The 14,062-nt window shown below is 53.5% G+C and carries 14 protein-coding genes and 1 pseudogene; 3 read left to right on the top strand and 12 right to left on the bottom strand.

The features are described from left to right. Positions 1-34 precede the first annotated feature (34 nt). A complete protein-coding gene (locus HMPREF2756_RS03025) occupies positions 35-1,369 on the top strand; it encodes a uracil-xanthine permease family protein (protein WP_070618156.1) in 1,335 nt (444 codons plus the stop codon). 113 nt (positions 1,370-1,482) lie between these two features. Here the strand turns inward: HMPREF2756_RS03025 and HMPREF2756_RS03020 are convergent, their stop codons facing one another. After that, on the bottom strand, positions 1,483-2,025 hold the full coding sequence (locus HMPREF2756_RS03020; protein ID WP_070618153.1) for an XRE family transcriptional regulator: 543 nt from the start codon (positions 2,023-2,025) through the stop codon (positions 1,483-1,485). Between the two features lie 104 nt (positions 2,026-2,129). Between HMPREF2756_RS03020 and HMPREF2756_RS03015 the strand changes: the two genes are divergently transcribed. Beyond that, a complete protein-coding gene (locus HMPREF2756_RS03015) occupies positions 2,130-2,324 on the top strand; it encodes a hypothetical protein (protein WP_048778058.1) in 195 nt (64 codons plus the stop codon). A gap of 165 nt (positions 2,325-2,489) precedes the next feature. On the opposite strand, the gene HMPREF2756_RS03010 is transcribed toward HMPREF2756_RS03015, so the two are convergent. The 7 genes from HMPREF2756_RS03010 to HMPREF2756_RS11320 form a co-directional block, all read right to left on the bottom strand. Next, positions 2,490-3,692, bottom strand: a complete 1,203-nt coding sequence (locus tag HMPREF2756_RS03010) for a type II toxin-antitoxin system HipA family toxin (protein ID WP_070618150.1) — start codon at positions 3,690-3,692, stop codon at positions 2,490-2,492. A 2-nt stretch (positions 3,693-3,694) separates the two neighbouring features. Beyond that, positions 3,695-4,009 carry a helix-turn-helix domain-containing protein gene (locus HMPREF2756_RS03005; protein WP_004005858.1) on the bottom strand — a complete coding sequence of 105 codons (315 nt, stop codon included), beginning with the start codon at positions 4,007-4,009 and terminating at the stop codon, positions 3,695-3,697. Between the two features lie 93 nt (positions 4,010-4,102). Continuing rightward, positions 4,103-5,599, bottom strand: coding sequence for an RNA-binding domain-containing protein (locus HMPREF2756_RS03000; protein WP_070618147.1), 1,497 nt, complete (start codon positions 5,597-5,599; stop codon positions 4,103-4,105). Between the two features lie 410 nt (positions 5,600-6,009). Further along, positions 6,010-6,855, bottom strand: coding sequence for an HAD-IIB family hydrolase (locus HMPREF2756_RS02995; protein ID WP_070618144.1), 846 nt, complete (start codon positions 6,853-6,855; stop codon positions 6,010-6,012). A 14-nt stretch (positions 6,856-6,869) separates the two neighbouring features. After that, complete coding sequence (locus tag HMPREF2756_RS02990; protein ID WP_080513858.1) at positions 6,870-7,448, bottom strand: YbhB/YbcL family Raf kinase inhibitor-like protein; 579 nt, start codon at positions 7,446-7,448, stop codon at positions 6,870-6,872. 32 nt (positions 7,449-7,480) lie between these two features. Then, complete coding sequence (locus HMPREF2756_RS02985; protein ID WP_070618141.1) at positions 7,481-8,416, bottom strand: carbohydrate kinase family protein; 936 nt, start codon at positions 8,414-8,416, stop codon at positions 7,481-7,483. 131 nt (positions 8,417-8,547) lie between these two features. Beyond that, a complete protein-coding gene (locus HMPREF2756_RS11320) occupies positions 8,548-8,727 on the bottom strand; it encodes a hypothetical protein (protein ID WP_141747809.1) in 180 nt (59 codons plus the stop codon). Between HMPREF2756_RS11320 and HMPREF2756_RS02980 the strand changes: the two genes are divergently transcribed. Next, positions 8,708-10,150: a glyceraldehyde-3-phosphate dehydrogenase gene (locus HMPREF2756_RS02980; RefSeq protein ID WP_013398081.1), complete on the top strand. Its 1,443-nt coding sequence runs from the start codon at positions 8,708-8,710 to the stop codon at positions 10,148-10,150. The two genes, HMPREF2756_RS11320 and HMPREF2756_RS02980, sit on opposite strands and share 20 nt — an antisense overlap. A gap of 163 nt (positions 10,151-10,313) precedes the next feature. On the opposite strand, the gene HMPREF2756_RS02975 is transcribed toward HMPREF2756_RS02980, so the two are convergent. The 4 genes and pseudogenes from HMPREF2756_RS02975 to HMPREF2756_RS02965 form a co-directional block, all read right to left on the bottom strand. Further along, positions 10,314-11,102: a carboxymuconolactone decarboxylase family protein gene (locus tag HMPREF2756_RS02975; RefSeq protein WP_070618137.1), complete on the bottom strand. Its 789-nt coding sequence runs from the start codon at positions 11,100-11,102 to the stop codon at positions 10,314-10,316. Between the two features lie 126 nt (positions 11,103-11,228). Further along, positions 11,229-11,813 (bottom strand): NAD(P)H-dependent oxidoreductase, encoded by a 585-nt coding sequence (locus HMPREF2756_RS02970; RefSeq protein ID WP_070618134.1) that lies wholly within the window; start codon positions 11,811-11,813, stop codon positions 11,229-11,231. Between the two features lie 257 nt (positions 11,814-12,070). Continuing rightward, positions 12,071-12,493, bottom strand: a pseudogene (locus HMPREF2756_RS11595) (arylamine N-acetyltransferase). A gap of 23 nt (positions 12,494-12,516) precedes the next feature. Further along, complete coding sequence (locus tag HMPREF2756_RS02965) at positions 12,517-13,629, bottom strand: MFS transporter (protein WP_141747807.1); 1,113 nt, start codon at positions 13,627-13,629, stop codon at positions 12,517-12,519. Between the last annotated feature and the right edge of the window lie 433 nt (positions 13,630-14,062).

Genomic DNA, 14,062 nt, shown 5'->3' with positions numbered 1-14,062 from the left:
TTTTGTCCTCACTTTCACCTGGAGATCGCATCCCATGAGCACACAGAAATCCGGTTTCGGCTGGCGTCTGCATGGCGACGGCAGAAGTATTAAACCCGGCTCGGTCGTGGCGCCGAGCGAACGCCTCGCTTGGCCTATTACGATCGGCATCGGCGCCCAGCATGTGGTGGCGATGTTCGGCGCAACTTTCCTGGTGCCGCTGCTGACCGGGTTCCCACCCGCAACCACGCTGTTCTTCTCGGGCCTGGGCACCGTTTTGTTCCTGCTCATCACACGCGGGCGTGTGCCTTCGTATCTGGGCTCTTCCTTTGCGTTTATCGCGCCCCTGGCGGCGGCAACAAACCAGCACGGCCCGGCGGGTGCGCTCGGCGGCATCGTCATGGCGGGTCTGTCGCTCTTCCTGGTGGGCGTTATTGTGCAGTTTGCGGGTACCGGCTGGCTGACGAAGCTCATGCCGCCCGTGGTGACCGGCGCGATCGTGGCGCTCATCGGCTTCAACCTGGCACCGAGTGCGAAAGCAAACTTCATGAAGGCGCCCATCACCGCACTCGTAACCCTTATCTCGATTATCCTGATTTCGGTGCTGTTCAAGGGTATTATTGGTCGCCTCTCGATTCTGTTGGGCGTGATTATCGGGTATGTGACTGCGGTTGTGCGCGGCGAGGTAGACTTCTCGACCATCGAAAAGACCGTGCAGCAGCAGGGCATTATCGGACTGCCGCATTTTCAGAGCCCCGAGTTCCACTGGGAGCTTGCCGGGCTGTTTATTCCCGTGATTCTGGTGCTGGTTGCCGAGAATATTGGGCACGTGAAGTCGGTGGCGCTCATGACGGGCGAGAACCTGGATGAGTACTCGGGTCGCGCGCTCATGGCAGACGGTTTAGCGACCACCGTCGCCGGTTTTGGCGGCGGTTCCGGTACAACCACCTACGCCGAGAATATCGGTGTTATGGCGGCAACCAAGGTGTATTCGACGGCGGCATACTGGGTGGCTGCGATTTTCGCGATCGCTCTCTCGCTTTTCCCGGCGTTTGGCGCTGCGATTGCGACCGTTCCGGCGGGTGTTCTTGGAGGTGCCGCAACCGTGCTCTACGGCATGATCGGGATGCTCGGCGTGCGTATTTGGAGCGAGAACCGCGTGGACTTCTCAAACCAGATTAACTTGACGACCGCCGCTGTGGCGCTGATTGTGGGCATCGCAGATTACACCTGGGAATTCTCGGGCTTGTCGTTCGCCGGTATTGCACTCGGCACGGCGGCGACCTTGATTGTGTTCCACCTGATGACGTTCATCGCCAAATACACCAGGGCGGCGGGCGATCCGCTGGAACCCTTCACTGACAGGGACCACGACGAGCTGGGGCACTAACTGCTGGGCTTGCCCACAATCCCTTGAGTTCCGGGAGCATTTTCTTCATTCGGGAGCGGTTAAAGTGCTCCCGAATGAAGAAAACGCTCCCGCTTTTGTCCCATCAAGAAATATCAGTAGTTTGCCCTCCGGTTAGCAGCATCCTGAACTGCACATGCCAGCACAAATTTGAAGTTATCTTCGGAATCCTTCATGTACTCAGCTGCGGGGCGATCATCGTAGAATTTTGACGGACGAGCAAGCCAAAAAGCTACACCCCACTCGGTAAGGCCGCTATCTAACAATATTTTAATAACCTGCCGAACCTGCGGATCCACTGCCCCGTCTTTGAACTGAAAAACCGGATATCCGTTACGTCCCGCTTTGTTTTTGAGGCGCAGAATATTGTTCTTGCGCACCCTATCGTTGAGGGCCTGCAGACTGATGCCGCCAAGGTATTCGCGGGTGCTGCGGCTGTCTTTCACCTTGCTGATATATTTCCCAGACCCCCGCGCACCCTTGCGCACTTCAACCGTATGCGAGAGCGCATTCGAGAGCTCCTGCATAGACTCGGCAGTGGGAGTGATTTCACCCCGATCGATCTGTTCACGGATGCGCCGCTCAGTATCTTGCAGAACACCTGTGATGAACTCTTCGGTCGCTAAACTCTTAGGCATGATGCACTCCTTCCCTTGTACACACCACCCCATCAGCTTTATATGGCTTTATAAAGCTGATAGGTGCAAGAATTCTTGCACTCGGTGATGTTAGAGTGGGAAAGATGAAGACGAAATCGAACTACCTCATGGTCTTTCTAATTATCACCTTCGGCGTGGATGTGCTGGATCGGCACATGAAAATCGAATATATAACGGTTCCAATAATCCTCATCATCATGCTGATCGTTTTTGTTCAAATTATTTACTATTCCTTCTTTAAAAGGATTGACGCGGAAGATAATCAGCAAAACCGCTAGATGCGACGGGTCAGCTCTTGGGCATTGATAAATGCGCACTGGTAGATAACTTATAGTTATATATAAATATCAAATATACTTAATAATTAAACGTATCTTCACTGGACTATATTTGTATTTTTATCGCTAAATAACTCTCTGAAATACACCACTTATTATAAACTTCTAATCCCTCAGTTCCCGCACTGCTTGTGTTGCACGCTCAAAACGTGGGCGCATCACAGAGGCGCTGGGCGCATCCACCCCATAGCCGCGAGCGCGTTCCGGGACACGTTCCAGCAGAGGAGCTACGGTTCGCAGCCAGCCGTGCGCATCCTGCTCAGATACTCCAAAAAGAGAAAGCGAATCTTTAGAGACAAGCGCAGAAGGTTCATATGAGGGCTCGCCGAAGAGAGCCAGCTGATGGGTATCACCGTCAGGGGTTGGATTCATATCGAAACACGGGGCTATTTCCCATTCACGCCCAAACCGCAAAAACCCGTGGTTACGCAAATGGTCGTCGGTATTCCCCACAAGCACCCCAAGCATAGCGCGCTTCCACAGCTGCTCGGTATCTGCGCCTTCTTCTCGGGCGTATTCCACCACATCGACCCAGTCCCCGCCATCGCCGTCGGACGCTTCCAGTGCCGTCATCGCAGAAATATAGGGGATGCGCTGCCGACTGTCCTGCAGGCGGTCAAAACGACGCGCCACATAGATATGCCGATCTTCACCATTAATATCGGTAATTTTCAGCAGGCGCGCTTGCGGCACGATAATACCCAGATCGGCGCCCAGGCGGTTGAGAGTGTACTCCCACCCCATGAGATCCCACTCATCACCCACAGGCTTAGGAAACTTTGCGAGCCACAACTCGCCGTTGATCAGCACATTTGCCTTTGGGCGAGCGCCGCCAAGCGAGCCGGTAGCACGGAAAAGGCGACGCGCCTGAATATCATCTACAGCAGACGGATCAAGCTCTATAGCATCCGCTGTCGTCAGCAGTTCGGGCAAATCCAGCTCATGGGGTATACCCGTACCATCGGAGCTTAACGGGGTATCGTCTATCCAATATCGTAAAGACCCCTGCCGCCCGGCATCATCTACCCCCAGAAGATAGTCGAACTCACTGAGCGAGGTGCGTTTTCGTGCACGCTGCAAGAGTTTACGTCCCCACCTGTCAGGGACAGAATCGCTCAGCCCGCCCAACCCATCAAGGGGCTGTGCGCCAGCAACAAGAGGGAGCGATGGGGCAAGAGCGTAGGCGGCAGGGTTCGCTAGATATGCTGCATCGTAGTGAAATACTCCGGTTCCACGGTTGATGAAAAGACGACCAGCGATTACCTCACGGTCGCCTGCCACTGTCGTAACCTGCACTGTTTCACTCATAGTTACCAGCCCATTTCGCTTTTGGGGATGCGCACCGACTTGGGTAGTTTTTCGCTGGCACGCAGGCGGCCGACATCCGTGAGATACGGATCGGTAGCGGTGACGACCGCATCCAGCATGCCGAGCACCCGCAGCACACGGAAAAGCACGTCGGTACGCACCGATTCGCCCTGCTCAATGCGCCGCAGGGTCACGGTCGTAATGTCTGCACGTTCCGCAACCATCTGCGCAGTTAGACCCATCAGTTTGCGTTGGATGCGCAGCTGCTCGCCTATCGTCCGCGCGGCTCGGCGCACTTTGGTGGGAATATACGCCATAATCTTTATACCCTTATATAGAAAGAACTCTTTCCACTATAGCAGGTAATAGAAATAATTATTTTTGTTTGAGCCTTGGACTGATTTCTGAAATTACACACTCTTATAAACGGTGCTCCGGCTCCCCTGCCCACCTTCACGAGCCGCATAACCTCGAGCAATAAGCTTGTTCAAGGTGTACCTTACCTGCGCTTTATTCAAGGTTGAATACTCAGGCGGCAAGTGCTTATGGAGATCCTCAATATTCAGCGGATGCGGTGTATCACGCAACACAGCTAGAATCGCTTCTTCACGGTCTTGAGGGGCAGGCTCCACAGTATGTTGCTGAGAACCCACACGTTCTTCACCTTCGGATACCGCCTCACGACTCAGAATAGCCGTAAATTTAGTGGATCCATCCATGAAGCGTATAGGCTTCAGCCCAGCCGCGCGTACGGCTTCCTGCGCTGTCGGAATACCGCTGCCTTCCCCTTCAATCACCCGATATCCTTGGCTCGGTACCCGCAAAGCGGTACAGATCTCGTACAGTAGCGGGTTTACACGGGAATGCGTACCATATTTTTGCAGATCTTCATCCGTAATACCCCACAGACCACCGGGGTTTACAACCCGTACCTCATGGGGAAGAATACGAATCTGCACTTCATGCGTGGACGTATTGGGGTTGAGGCTTCGATGAACCAGGGCATTAGCGACAATCTCACGCAAAGCAACCGCAGGAATTTCTTCTCCATCAATGAGATGTCCATTTTCCAGCTGACGTACGGGCCTGCGCAGATTCCGTTCAAGCCAGAGAAGAGTTTCTTGGAGCATAAAAGGAATAGGTCCATCTGCCTCGAATTTGTCAAGGTTACGCACCTTACCTTCAGGGTCCACCACTACACCGGTTACTTTGAGTGAGGGGAGGAACCGTTGTGGATAATCCCCCATAGCGTAGAGTCCGGCAAGCGTCAGATTCTCACTATCCCCCAGAGCTATCACTCGTTTTCGTTTGAGAACCTGCTCACTATCAAGGGCGCTAGTAATCCTTGCGGAAGTTCGGCGTACAGAACTCACATATGAGTCTGTAAGCTCATGATCAAGATCTTCGAATGATGTGTATTCTACTGGCTCTGCGTCATAGTTGCGACGCTCCCGCTGGGAGAGCATAAGCGTTACCTCATACTCATCCATCAAATGGTCACCATCACCCACCCGAATATAGTAATCCTTGCCAATGCGGGCCGGACGCTGGGATGCAGGAAGACCTGGAATTTCCATCACAAGAATGTCGTGGCCCTTATATTCAACCCGGTAGAATGTGCACGTATTTGGGGGTACGAGCTGCTTACGGAGTTTACTCGCAACAGTTTTTTCTAGCCGATCGATGTCATAGACACCTACAGGTTTAAAGTTCTCTTTTTCTGCAACACCGCAGATAATGGTTCCCCCACCATGAATATTTGAAAAACTGCACAGAGTGTCGTCTAGGCTCTTAGGGTAACCCTCGTGAGCCTTTTTCACTTCGATGCGGTGGGTGTCACCACCATAACACCGAAGGTCAAGCAGGGTATTTTCTAGGCGTTCGGGGGTCCAATCATAGGTGCTCATCTAAAAATTATATCCCTCATCCAAAAAAAATTTAGATGAGCAGAAGAAAATTTAGATGAGGATTTAGATCTGCACACTATGACAAAATCCCTTGAAATACTAGGGTTACCAGGTGCTTTTCCGGTGGGTGAAGGGGTCAGAATTATACGTCCTCATCTCAAAAATTGTGCTTCTCATCCAAAAAAATACGTCCCTCATCCAAAAATTTTGAGATGAGGGAGCAAAATTTAGATGAGGATTTGGATGAGGCCGCACAACATCGGGTGCACCTGCGAAGGGACATCACCCACCACCGACTCACTCAAGATCCACTAAAAAGGCTCTTTATTTGAATAAAGCGTATTTTTCGCCGCTTTATTCAAATAAAGAGCCTTTTTAGACGGGGGGGGATCCACAGGCTACACAGAACCTTACACCGAATCCCACACAGCTTCCTCGGCACTCCCGGAGTGCCCCTCAAGCAGGTTCTCAATCACCTGCGCCACCCCATCCTCGCCGAAGGGCGGGCAGGTGCGCCCCACCTTCTTAATCAGTGCAGGCTCGCCGGATGCCATCGCATACCCGCGACCTGCCCAGCACAGCATTTCGGCATCGTTAGGCATATCGCCAAAAGCCATCACCTCATGCGCCTCAATACCGTGTCTTGCGGCAAATTGGGCGAGAGTGCGCCCCTTATTCACGGTCTTCGAGCCCATCTCGATCAGCGGCTCGCCCACAACCCCGCGCGTAACCGACACCAGCTCACCCACGGTCTGCACTACACGCACCTGCAGGATATCGGGGTCCATACCAGGCACCCGAACCAGATATTTAATGATTGGAGTATCGCCGAGCGCCACGAATGCCTCCGCTATAGAGGATTCAACCACGCGAGCGCCCTCAAGCACGTCTCCCCCGTCGTGCGGACCCTGAATGTAGACGGTATCTACGGTTTCGAGGGTGTAGGTGACCTCGGGGAATATCGGCTCAAGCCGAGTATGGGCACGCTCGATCACGGCGGGTTCGGCGCCGTTAACCGCCTCTACTTCGTTGGCGCCCAGATGATACACCACGGCACCGTTCGAGCAAATGGCGTAGGAGTCAAAATCGGTTTGTTCCCGCAGCGGGGTAAGCCAACGGCTCGGGCGCCCGGTCACGAACACGATGTCGATGCCCGCCGCACGCGCCGCCTCTAGGGCGTGCAGGGTGCGGGGGTGAAAACGAAAATCAGGCCCGATGAGCGTGCCGTCCAGATCGCTGGCGATGAGCTTAATCATGCGAGAATAAGCGCCTACTCCGCCGGTTCTGCGTAGGTGACGGTCAGGAAGGCGCGCGCGATGCCGTGGAAGAAGAGGTTGAAGTTCACGACGGCAGGTGAGGTGTTTTCGTCTACCTCAAGTTCGGGTACGTCCACGGCAGTCACGCAGAATATGTAGCGGTGCGGCCCGTGCCCTGCTGGAGGCGCCGCACCCACGAATCCGGGGGTCCCGGCGTCGTTGCGATGCGCTATCGCCCCGGCGGGGAGCGCCGCGCCACCCTGACCGCCGACGATAGCGCCCGCGTTGGTCTCAAGCGCGGTGACCGATGCGGGGATGTTTGATACGGTCCAGTGCCAGAACCCGCTGGGGGTGGGCGCATCCGGGTCGTAGCAGGTGACAACGAAGGATTTGGTCTCTTCGGGGAATCCCGACCAGCTCAGCTGCGGAGACTGATCCTGCCCGCCGGGCACGCCGAAGAGCGCCGAGAGCATGGCGGTGGGCGCGGCGGCGCCGTTTTCAAGGTCGGTGGAGGTCAGGTTGAAGAGCGGCAGGTCGGGTAGCCCGGCGTAGGGTTCACGCGGCAGGGGTGCGGTGCCGAGGTTGTTAGTCACGGTAGTCCTCCTCGTTTGGTTGGGTGGCTGACTTAGCCGTTGAGCACGGCGTTAAGTTCTTCGCGGGTGGGCGGGTTCGCGCCGGAACGCGAGACAGTAATTCCCGCCGCCGTTGCGGAAAATCGTAGCAGATTTTGAATATCTTCGCGGGTGAGTGCGGCAAGTTTGCTGCGTGCTTGAGCACCGCTGATGCCTCTGTCGAGGAGCGCGGCGATCAGCGCCGCCATGAGCGAATCGCCCGCTCCTACAGTATCTGCAACCTCCACACGATAGGCCGGTTCTTCAATCCCGTTGGGGTATGCACGGGTGTAGGCGATCGACCCGCCTTCACCGCGGGTTATCACCATCAGCTCTACGCCGAGGTCGAGCCAGGCATGCGCGGTTTCTGCAAGGGAACGGTCAGGATATAGCCACATCAGGTCTTCGTCACTTGCCTTCACCACCGACGCGAGCGCAGCAAATTTTTCTGCCCAGCCCCGGGCGAGGGCACGGTCGCTAATAATGGTGGGGCGGCAGTTTGGGTCGTAGCTGATGAGAGCGCTTTCGCGTGCTGCCGTGAGCGCTTGAGCAACCACATGGGCGCCCGGTTCGAGCATCGCCCCGATAGAGCCGGTGTGCAGCGCTTCGCAGCTGGGGGCTAGGGCTAGAATGTCGTCGGCGTAGCTGTCGAGGCTCCAGTCGATATCGAATTCGTAGCGTGCCGCGCCGTCTTCCCCGATATACGCCTGCGCGGTTGAGGTTCGTGCGGCGCGCGGTTCGAAGGGTACCTGCACTTTGGATGCGCTCAGGTGCGCGGCGATGCTGGCGCCGTGTTCGTCGGTTCCGTAGTGGCCGATAAACCGGGTCTTGTGTCCTAGCCGCGCGGCGCCGACGGCGACGTTGAGGGGAGATCCGCCGGGGTAGGCGTGCATGGGGGCGTCGTTGCTGTGGACGACGTCTACGAGTGCTTCACCGATGACAGTTAACATGTCTCAATTCTACTCAAGGTTGCCGCGCGGCGGAGTGTGTTTCTGTGTGTTATCCCCGTTGTTTTCGCTTCTTGTGTGAGGGGTTGTGTGGGCTTTATTGGCTTCGGGCGTAGTGCATTGTGCAAAGCGTGCTAGATTTCACAGATTCGGCGGCGTGAGGGAATAAAACCGTTCGCCGCAGAGGTTAGACTTAAAGCAGAGTCGGTTGCGTGCTGCCCGATAAGCTGGGCGGGCGCATCGGCACGAACAACAAATTCCGACGAAGACGTCCATTGAGGAAGAAGGTCAAGAGTGACGACTCCCGAAAACACTCACGAGCAGTGGATTGCCCGCGAAACCCAGGCTGAGGAGATGATTCCCCTCATCGGTAAGCTAAACCGCGAGAACGGTGTAGTTCTTAATATTCACGGTCGCAGCCTGGTCAATAAGTCCGTTATTCAGCTGTTGCGCCTGCATGATGGCGCCGCGAAGGTTGATGGAACCCCGCTGAACCCCGAGCATACGCTAGAGCTGGTTCAGGCACTTTTTGACCTTAACCTTGGTCCCTGCTCGATCAACATTGCGGCTCTGCATCGCCAGCATGTTGATGCGGGTTCTCCCGACTTCTCGATGTGGCTGCCCGAGCAGGTTGGCGCATCGGTTGGCAAGAAGGGCGAGACCGTTAAGCAGCAGGATGTGGTGCTCTACGGTTTCGGGCGTATTGGCCGTCTGCTGGCGCGTATTCTGCTGGAGCGTTCCTCATCGCTGGGGGCAAACCTGCGTCTGCGTGCGGTGGTGGTGCGTAAGAACACCGAGAACGATCTTGAGAAGCGTGCTTCTTTGCTGGCACGCGATTCGGTGCACGGTCCGTTCAAGGGCACTATTAAGGTAGATGCTGAGAACGACACTATTATTGCTAACGGTCTGCCGGTGCGTTTTATCTACTCGTCAGATCCGACCACTGTGGATTACACCGAGTACGGTATTGAGGATGCGCTTCTGGTCGATAACACCGGCCGCTGGCGCGATGTTCCGGGGCTGACCCAGCACCTTGAGCGCCCCGGTATTTCCCGCGTTCTGCTGACCGCTCCCGGTAAGGGCGATATGAAGAATATTGTCTTCGGCGTGAACGATAGCATCATTACCGACGACGATAAGATTCTTTCGGCGGCATCCTGCACGACCAACGCGATTACCCCCGCACTGAAGGTTCTTGATGACGTGTACGGTGTGGAACGGGGTCACGTGGAGACCGTGCACGCTTTCACGAATGACCAGAACCTGATCGATAACTTCCACAAGGGTGATCGTCGCGGCCGTTCAGCGGTGCTGAACATGGTGATTACCGAAACCGGCGCGGCACGTGCTGTTTCTAAGGCACTCCCCCAGTTGGAGGGCAAGCTGACCGGTAACGCTATTCGCGTTCCCACCCCGGACGTTTCGATGGCTATCCTGAACGTGAAGCTGGCTAAGCCCGCCGGTTCTAAGGATGAGCTGAACGAGGTCTTCCGCCAGGTTGCCCTCAACGGTGAGCTTCGCCGCCAGATCGGTTACTCCGATTCCCATGAGGCCGTCTCCACTGACTTTGTGGGTTCGCGCAACGCGGGTGTCGTGGATGCGCTTGCCACCGTCGTCAGCGATGACTCGGCAATCCTGTACGTCTGGTACGACAATGAGTTCGGTTACTCCTGCCAGGTGGTGCGCGTGCTGGAACGCATGGCTGGCGAAGAGGCACCGTCATACCCTACAAAATAGGGTTTGAGTAGTATATATAGCCATTCGGCTATATAACTTGATAAGAATATACGGGTGGTTCCCTGACATATTTTCAGGGAATCACCCGTATATTTTTTATGTGCCGCCCTGCGAACAGAGCTACCTTTAAACCCCTGGTTTCACCACTTCGTGCGCATCGTCATTATGCATTATTCTCTGCTAATACTTGCCGTAAACTTGCGATAGCATTTAGGGCGGCAGGGAATCCTGCATAGACCGCTATCTGAATCATCAGTTCCACAAGTTCGTCTTGAGTGCCGCCTACGTTCAAAAAGCCGTTGATATGAACATGCAGCTGAGGCACGCACGTTCCCAAAGCGCTACACGCAGATACAGAGACCAGTTCACGCTCCCATAGGCTCAACCCAGGCCGAGAATAAACATCGCCAAATGAGTACTCGACAATGTAGCGGCCTAAATCCGGCGCAATATCTTGAAGCGATTTAACTACAGCTTCGCCACCAGCTCCATCTACACGCTCAAGATACGAAGAACCTACCTCGAAACGCTTGGCAGGCTCGGTGCTATGCGTATCTAAGTTCACGTCAATACCGCGTTCGGTGAAAACCTTACGAGCAACAGAGACGGCATTTAATGCAGCGGGGAAACCAGCGTATATAGTCACATGGATAAAAGTCTCGATAATCTGCTCAGGAGAACAGCCCACATTGAGGGCACCATTAATGTGGAATTCCAGCTGCGGAGCTGCATTCCCAAGTGCGGCCAAAGCAGATATGGTGATGAGCTGGCGGGACTGATCGGATAAACCTTCCCGATCAAAAACATCCGCATACCCAAACTCCACGACAAACCGTTCTAAGTCAGGCGAAAAAGAAGCTAAGCTATCAAGAATAGATCCATGAGGGTTCTGCTCTACCCGAGCAAGTACCTCTTTCCCACGCAGATAACGTTCATTGTTTTCAGCAGCCATAATCTTAACTACCTTCCTGGTGATGACATGATGCGATAGAGAAATCTGCATCCGATTCTATGCGGTCAGCTTTCACGTGATGCCGTCTGCTCAGACATGCTTATGAAGGCATGCAGATTTAAACCCTTACGCCCGACCGAAGACCTCGTTGAGGTGGGCAGTATAGTCAGCGAGATACTGTTCGACCTGCGGATTTTTAATCACATCATTGCAAATAAAGGTGGGTAATTGGGTAGTCCCCAAGAACTCATTGGCTTTATGAAAGTGCATATAGAGGGCATCTACCCCGAGTCCCTCGAAGAAATCGCCCTCCCGGATAAAAGCTTCGCGAGGCGCGTTCCACGTCAGCGACAGCATATGCCGCCGCCCCTGAAGAAGACCGCCCGTACCGTATCCTTCAGTGGGGTTGGCGCTGCTGCGACCATCATTAGCGTACAGGGTGCCCGCGCCGGTGGTAAACACCTCGTCCATATATTTTTTCACGGTCCACGGCTCGTGCATCCACCAACCGGGCATCTGCCAGATGACCGCATCCATCCACTGGAATTTTTCTACTTCCTGGTGAATATCGTACCCGTCGTCAATCACAGTTTCTCGCACATGATGACCGAGCGCCGATAACGTATCACGGGCTGTTTGATGCAGGGTGTGGTTCAGGCGACCCGCCGAGTGTCCAAATGCTTTACCGCCGTCGATCAAAAGAATATTCACTGTAATTCACTCCTTAAACTCAGCACCACGAGAATGGCTGGTCGTATTCCAACCGCTTGTTTCACAGTACAGGGCTGCTGCGCTGTGAATCAGCCCGTTTCTTGACATGAAACGGACTTTATTCCGGTCTGTTGTCAGTACATGTAACAGATAGGCGGTATTCCAACCCCGGGCAGGGTACAGAATACCGCCGTATATACGCTATAGCAAGAGACCTTAAAATTACCGCTTACGGTAAATAACCCCGCGATGGCCTTCTAGGTCGAGACGGCGCTGCGGCTGACGGTCAAAAGTGTACAGCATCCACTCCGTCTATGCATGCACTGACGATATATCGCCCGTCGTGCGGTGTGATGAGGCAGTCGCCGTGGGCGTTGCTCTGCATACTCTGGTCTTCTAGGCGGGGTGCTGGGGCACAGTCCGCCGAAACCCGCATCAACAATCCACGTCCGGTTATCGAACATTACCTCAAGCAGCATATATGTGCGTGCACCGTATTCATCTGGTTTAGATCCTTAAACGTGACCGGTGAGCGGACGGGCGGGGTAGCCCAGGAGCATGAGCGCATCCAGCAGGAGTAGATTGAGTTCGTAACAGTAGCCCCCGCGCCGTTGCAGCACGAGTTTATAAAAGATACTGTCACTATCATGTGACACAGACTGACCCAGCGCGATGCTCAAGGTATATGCACATTTAGGCGTCTTTAGGTTCTTTTCGTCACCAGGAACAAGGACCCGCTGAGCGTAACCAGTATTGAAATAAGGAGGATGAGAATATGTGAGATATTCCAGATGCCTCCGATACCGTAGAGCAGCATTCCGAGGGGAACCGCCACTGAAGAGACAATACTGTCTATATTGGCGAACGACTGCAGTTCATCCTGCTCTAAAGAGGTTTGCACCTTCACATCCCATGACACCGCAGCGGCGGATAAGGTCAAAGATGCGGCAAAGGTGCACATGAAGATCACGATAATCTGCGTTCCGTACCCGTACAGATAGACTTGAAGACCCAAGAGAACGGCGGTAGCCATAGCAAGGTAACGCCAGGAGACTTTCTTCCAAACGCCCATCAGGGTGCTTGCCGAACCCGTTATAGAGCCCAAAGCAAGGGAGGTTGCAACAGCAGCCCAGGATTCCTCATTCAAACGTGAAATCATCTGATGCGGGCCTTCAGCACCCGAAAACCCTAGAGTCAAAGAGATTAACGACCACGCAGCTATTCCCGCTACTATCCAGCGGGGAAAACTAACTTTTGCCAGGGAGGAAGCACCGAAAGAAGACTCATGATCGTTGACAGATGTTGACCCGTTTTGCCCTGCAGCCTTCATGAGGAATATGAGTAAAAATATTCCGACCATAAAGGTTGCAGAGTCAATGAATAAGATAACGGGAAACCCGTAGACAATATATATGAAGGTGGATACTGCGGGAGCTAAAATTCCAAAAGCATCCGTGAAAAAATTACTAAAAGCATTGAAGCTCGTAAGAATATCTTCGGCAACAAGTGCAGGAGTTAGCGTATACCTGGAAGGAACAAAGAAAGAAGTTCCAAATCCGTATATGCATGATGAAATACACAGAGACAGTATGGAATTGTAGCCAGCTATGACCCAAATTCCAAGAATGAACTGTGCTAAGAACCTGATAACATCTGCGTATATCATGGTCCTGATAAGGGGGAATATATTACCGTACCTGCGGTACAGCACTGACCCGAAAAGACGTGCACCCCAAAGGCTCAATAGAACTGCAGTAAAGCCGTATCCGCTATTCTCAAGCTCAACGGCAGAGAGTGCAAAAGCAATCGGTATCATCGAATCACCAAGAGTTGAAATAACTATTGATGATAAGAAAATTGCCTCATGCTTACTATATTTAGCTATTTTCAACACAAGCAATGTCTTTCTTGATATAAAATTTTAAAATAATGGGTTTTCGTCATAAGAAAACCCGCTGCATTATTCAAAAACATAAAATCCACGATACGTTTCATGGCAACCTCCTCTAGAGTGATGCAGATCTATAATCTGCGTTGTAGATATATACTACATACACCGTCTCAGAACGTGCAAACGCTTACGCAGAGTTGAAATACCTCCACCCTGCGCGCAATATATCCCAGACATAAATACGCAACGAAGATAATATCCAGGAATACATACCCGAGTTTTATACAAATAAAGGGCGGTATTTCGTGCTATATATCAAGCACGGAATACCGCCGTATATACGCTATAGCAAGAGACC

It is taken from the genome of Rothia sp. HMSC067H10 (genome assembly GCF_001810635.1).
Classification (GTDB): domain Bacteria; phylum Actinomycetota; class Actinomycetes; order Actinomycetales; family Micrococcaceae; genus Rothia; species Rothia dentocariosa.
The sequence above is the reverse complement of the archived record's forward strand: the minus strand, read 5'-3'. Positions and strand labels throughout refer to the sequence as shown.

Excerpts from the sequence above, each read along its gene's own strand:
- HMPREF2756_RS02995 (WP_070618144.1), bottom strand. The coding sequence starts at position 6,855 with ATGATTAAGCTCATCGCCAGCGATCTGGACGGCACGCTCATCGGGCCT.
- HMPREF2756_RS02975 (WP_070618137.1), bottom strand. The coding sequence starts at position 11,102 with ATGGCTGCTGAAAACAATGAACGTTATCTGCGTGGGAAAGAGGTACTT.
- HMPREF2756_RS03025 (WP_070618156.1), top strand. The coding sequence starts at position 35 with ATGAGCACACAGAAATCCGGTTTCGGCTGGCGTCTGCATGGCGACGGC.
- HMPREF2756_RS03010 (WP_070618150.1), bottom strand. The coding sequence starts at position 3,692 with ATGAGTGAAACAGTGCAGGTTACGACAGTGGCAGGCGACCGTGAGGTA.
- HMPREF2756_RS02965 (WP_141747807.1), bottom strand. The coding sequence starts at position 13,629 with ATGATACCGATTGCTTTTGCACTCTCTGCCGTTGAGCTTGAGAATAGC.
- HMPREF2756_RS03020 (WP_070618153.1), bottom strand. The coding sequence starts at position 2,025 with ATGCCTAAGAGTTTAGCGACCGAAGAGTTCATCACAGGTGTTCTGCAA.
- HMPREF2756_RS03015 (WP_048778058.1), top strand. The coding sequence starts at position 2,130 with ATGAAGACGAAATCGAACTACCTCATGGTCTTTCTAATTATCACCTTC.
- HMPREF2756_RS03005 (WP_004005858.1), bottom strand. The coding sequence starts at position 4,009 with ATGGCGTATATTCCCACCAAAGTGCGCCGAGCCGCGCGGACGATAGGC.
- HMPREF2756_RS03000 (WP_070618147.1), bottom strand. The coding sequence starts at position 5,599 with ATGAGCACCTATGATTGGACCCCCGAACGCCTAGAAAATACCCTGCTT.
- HMPREF2756_RS02985 (WP_070618141.1), bottom strand. The coding sequence starts at position 8,416 with ATGTTAACTGTCATCGGTGAAGCACTCGTAGACGTCGTCCACAGCAAC.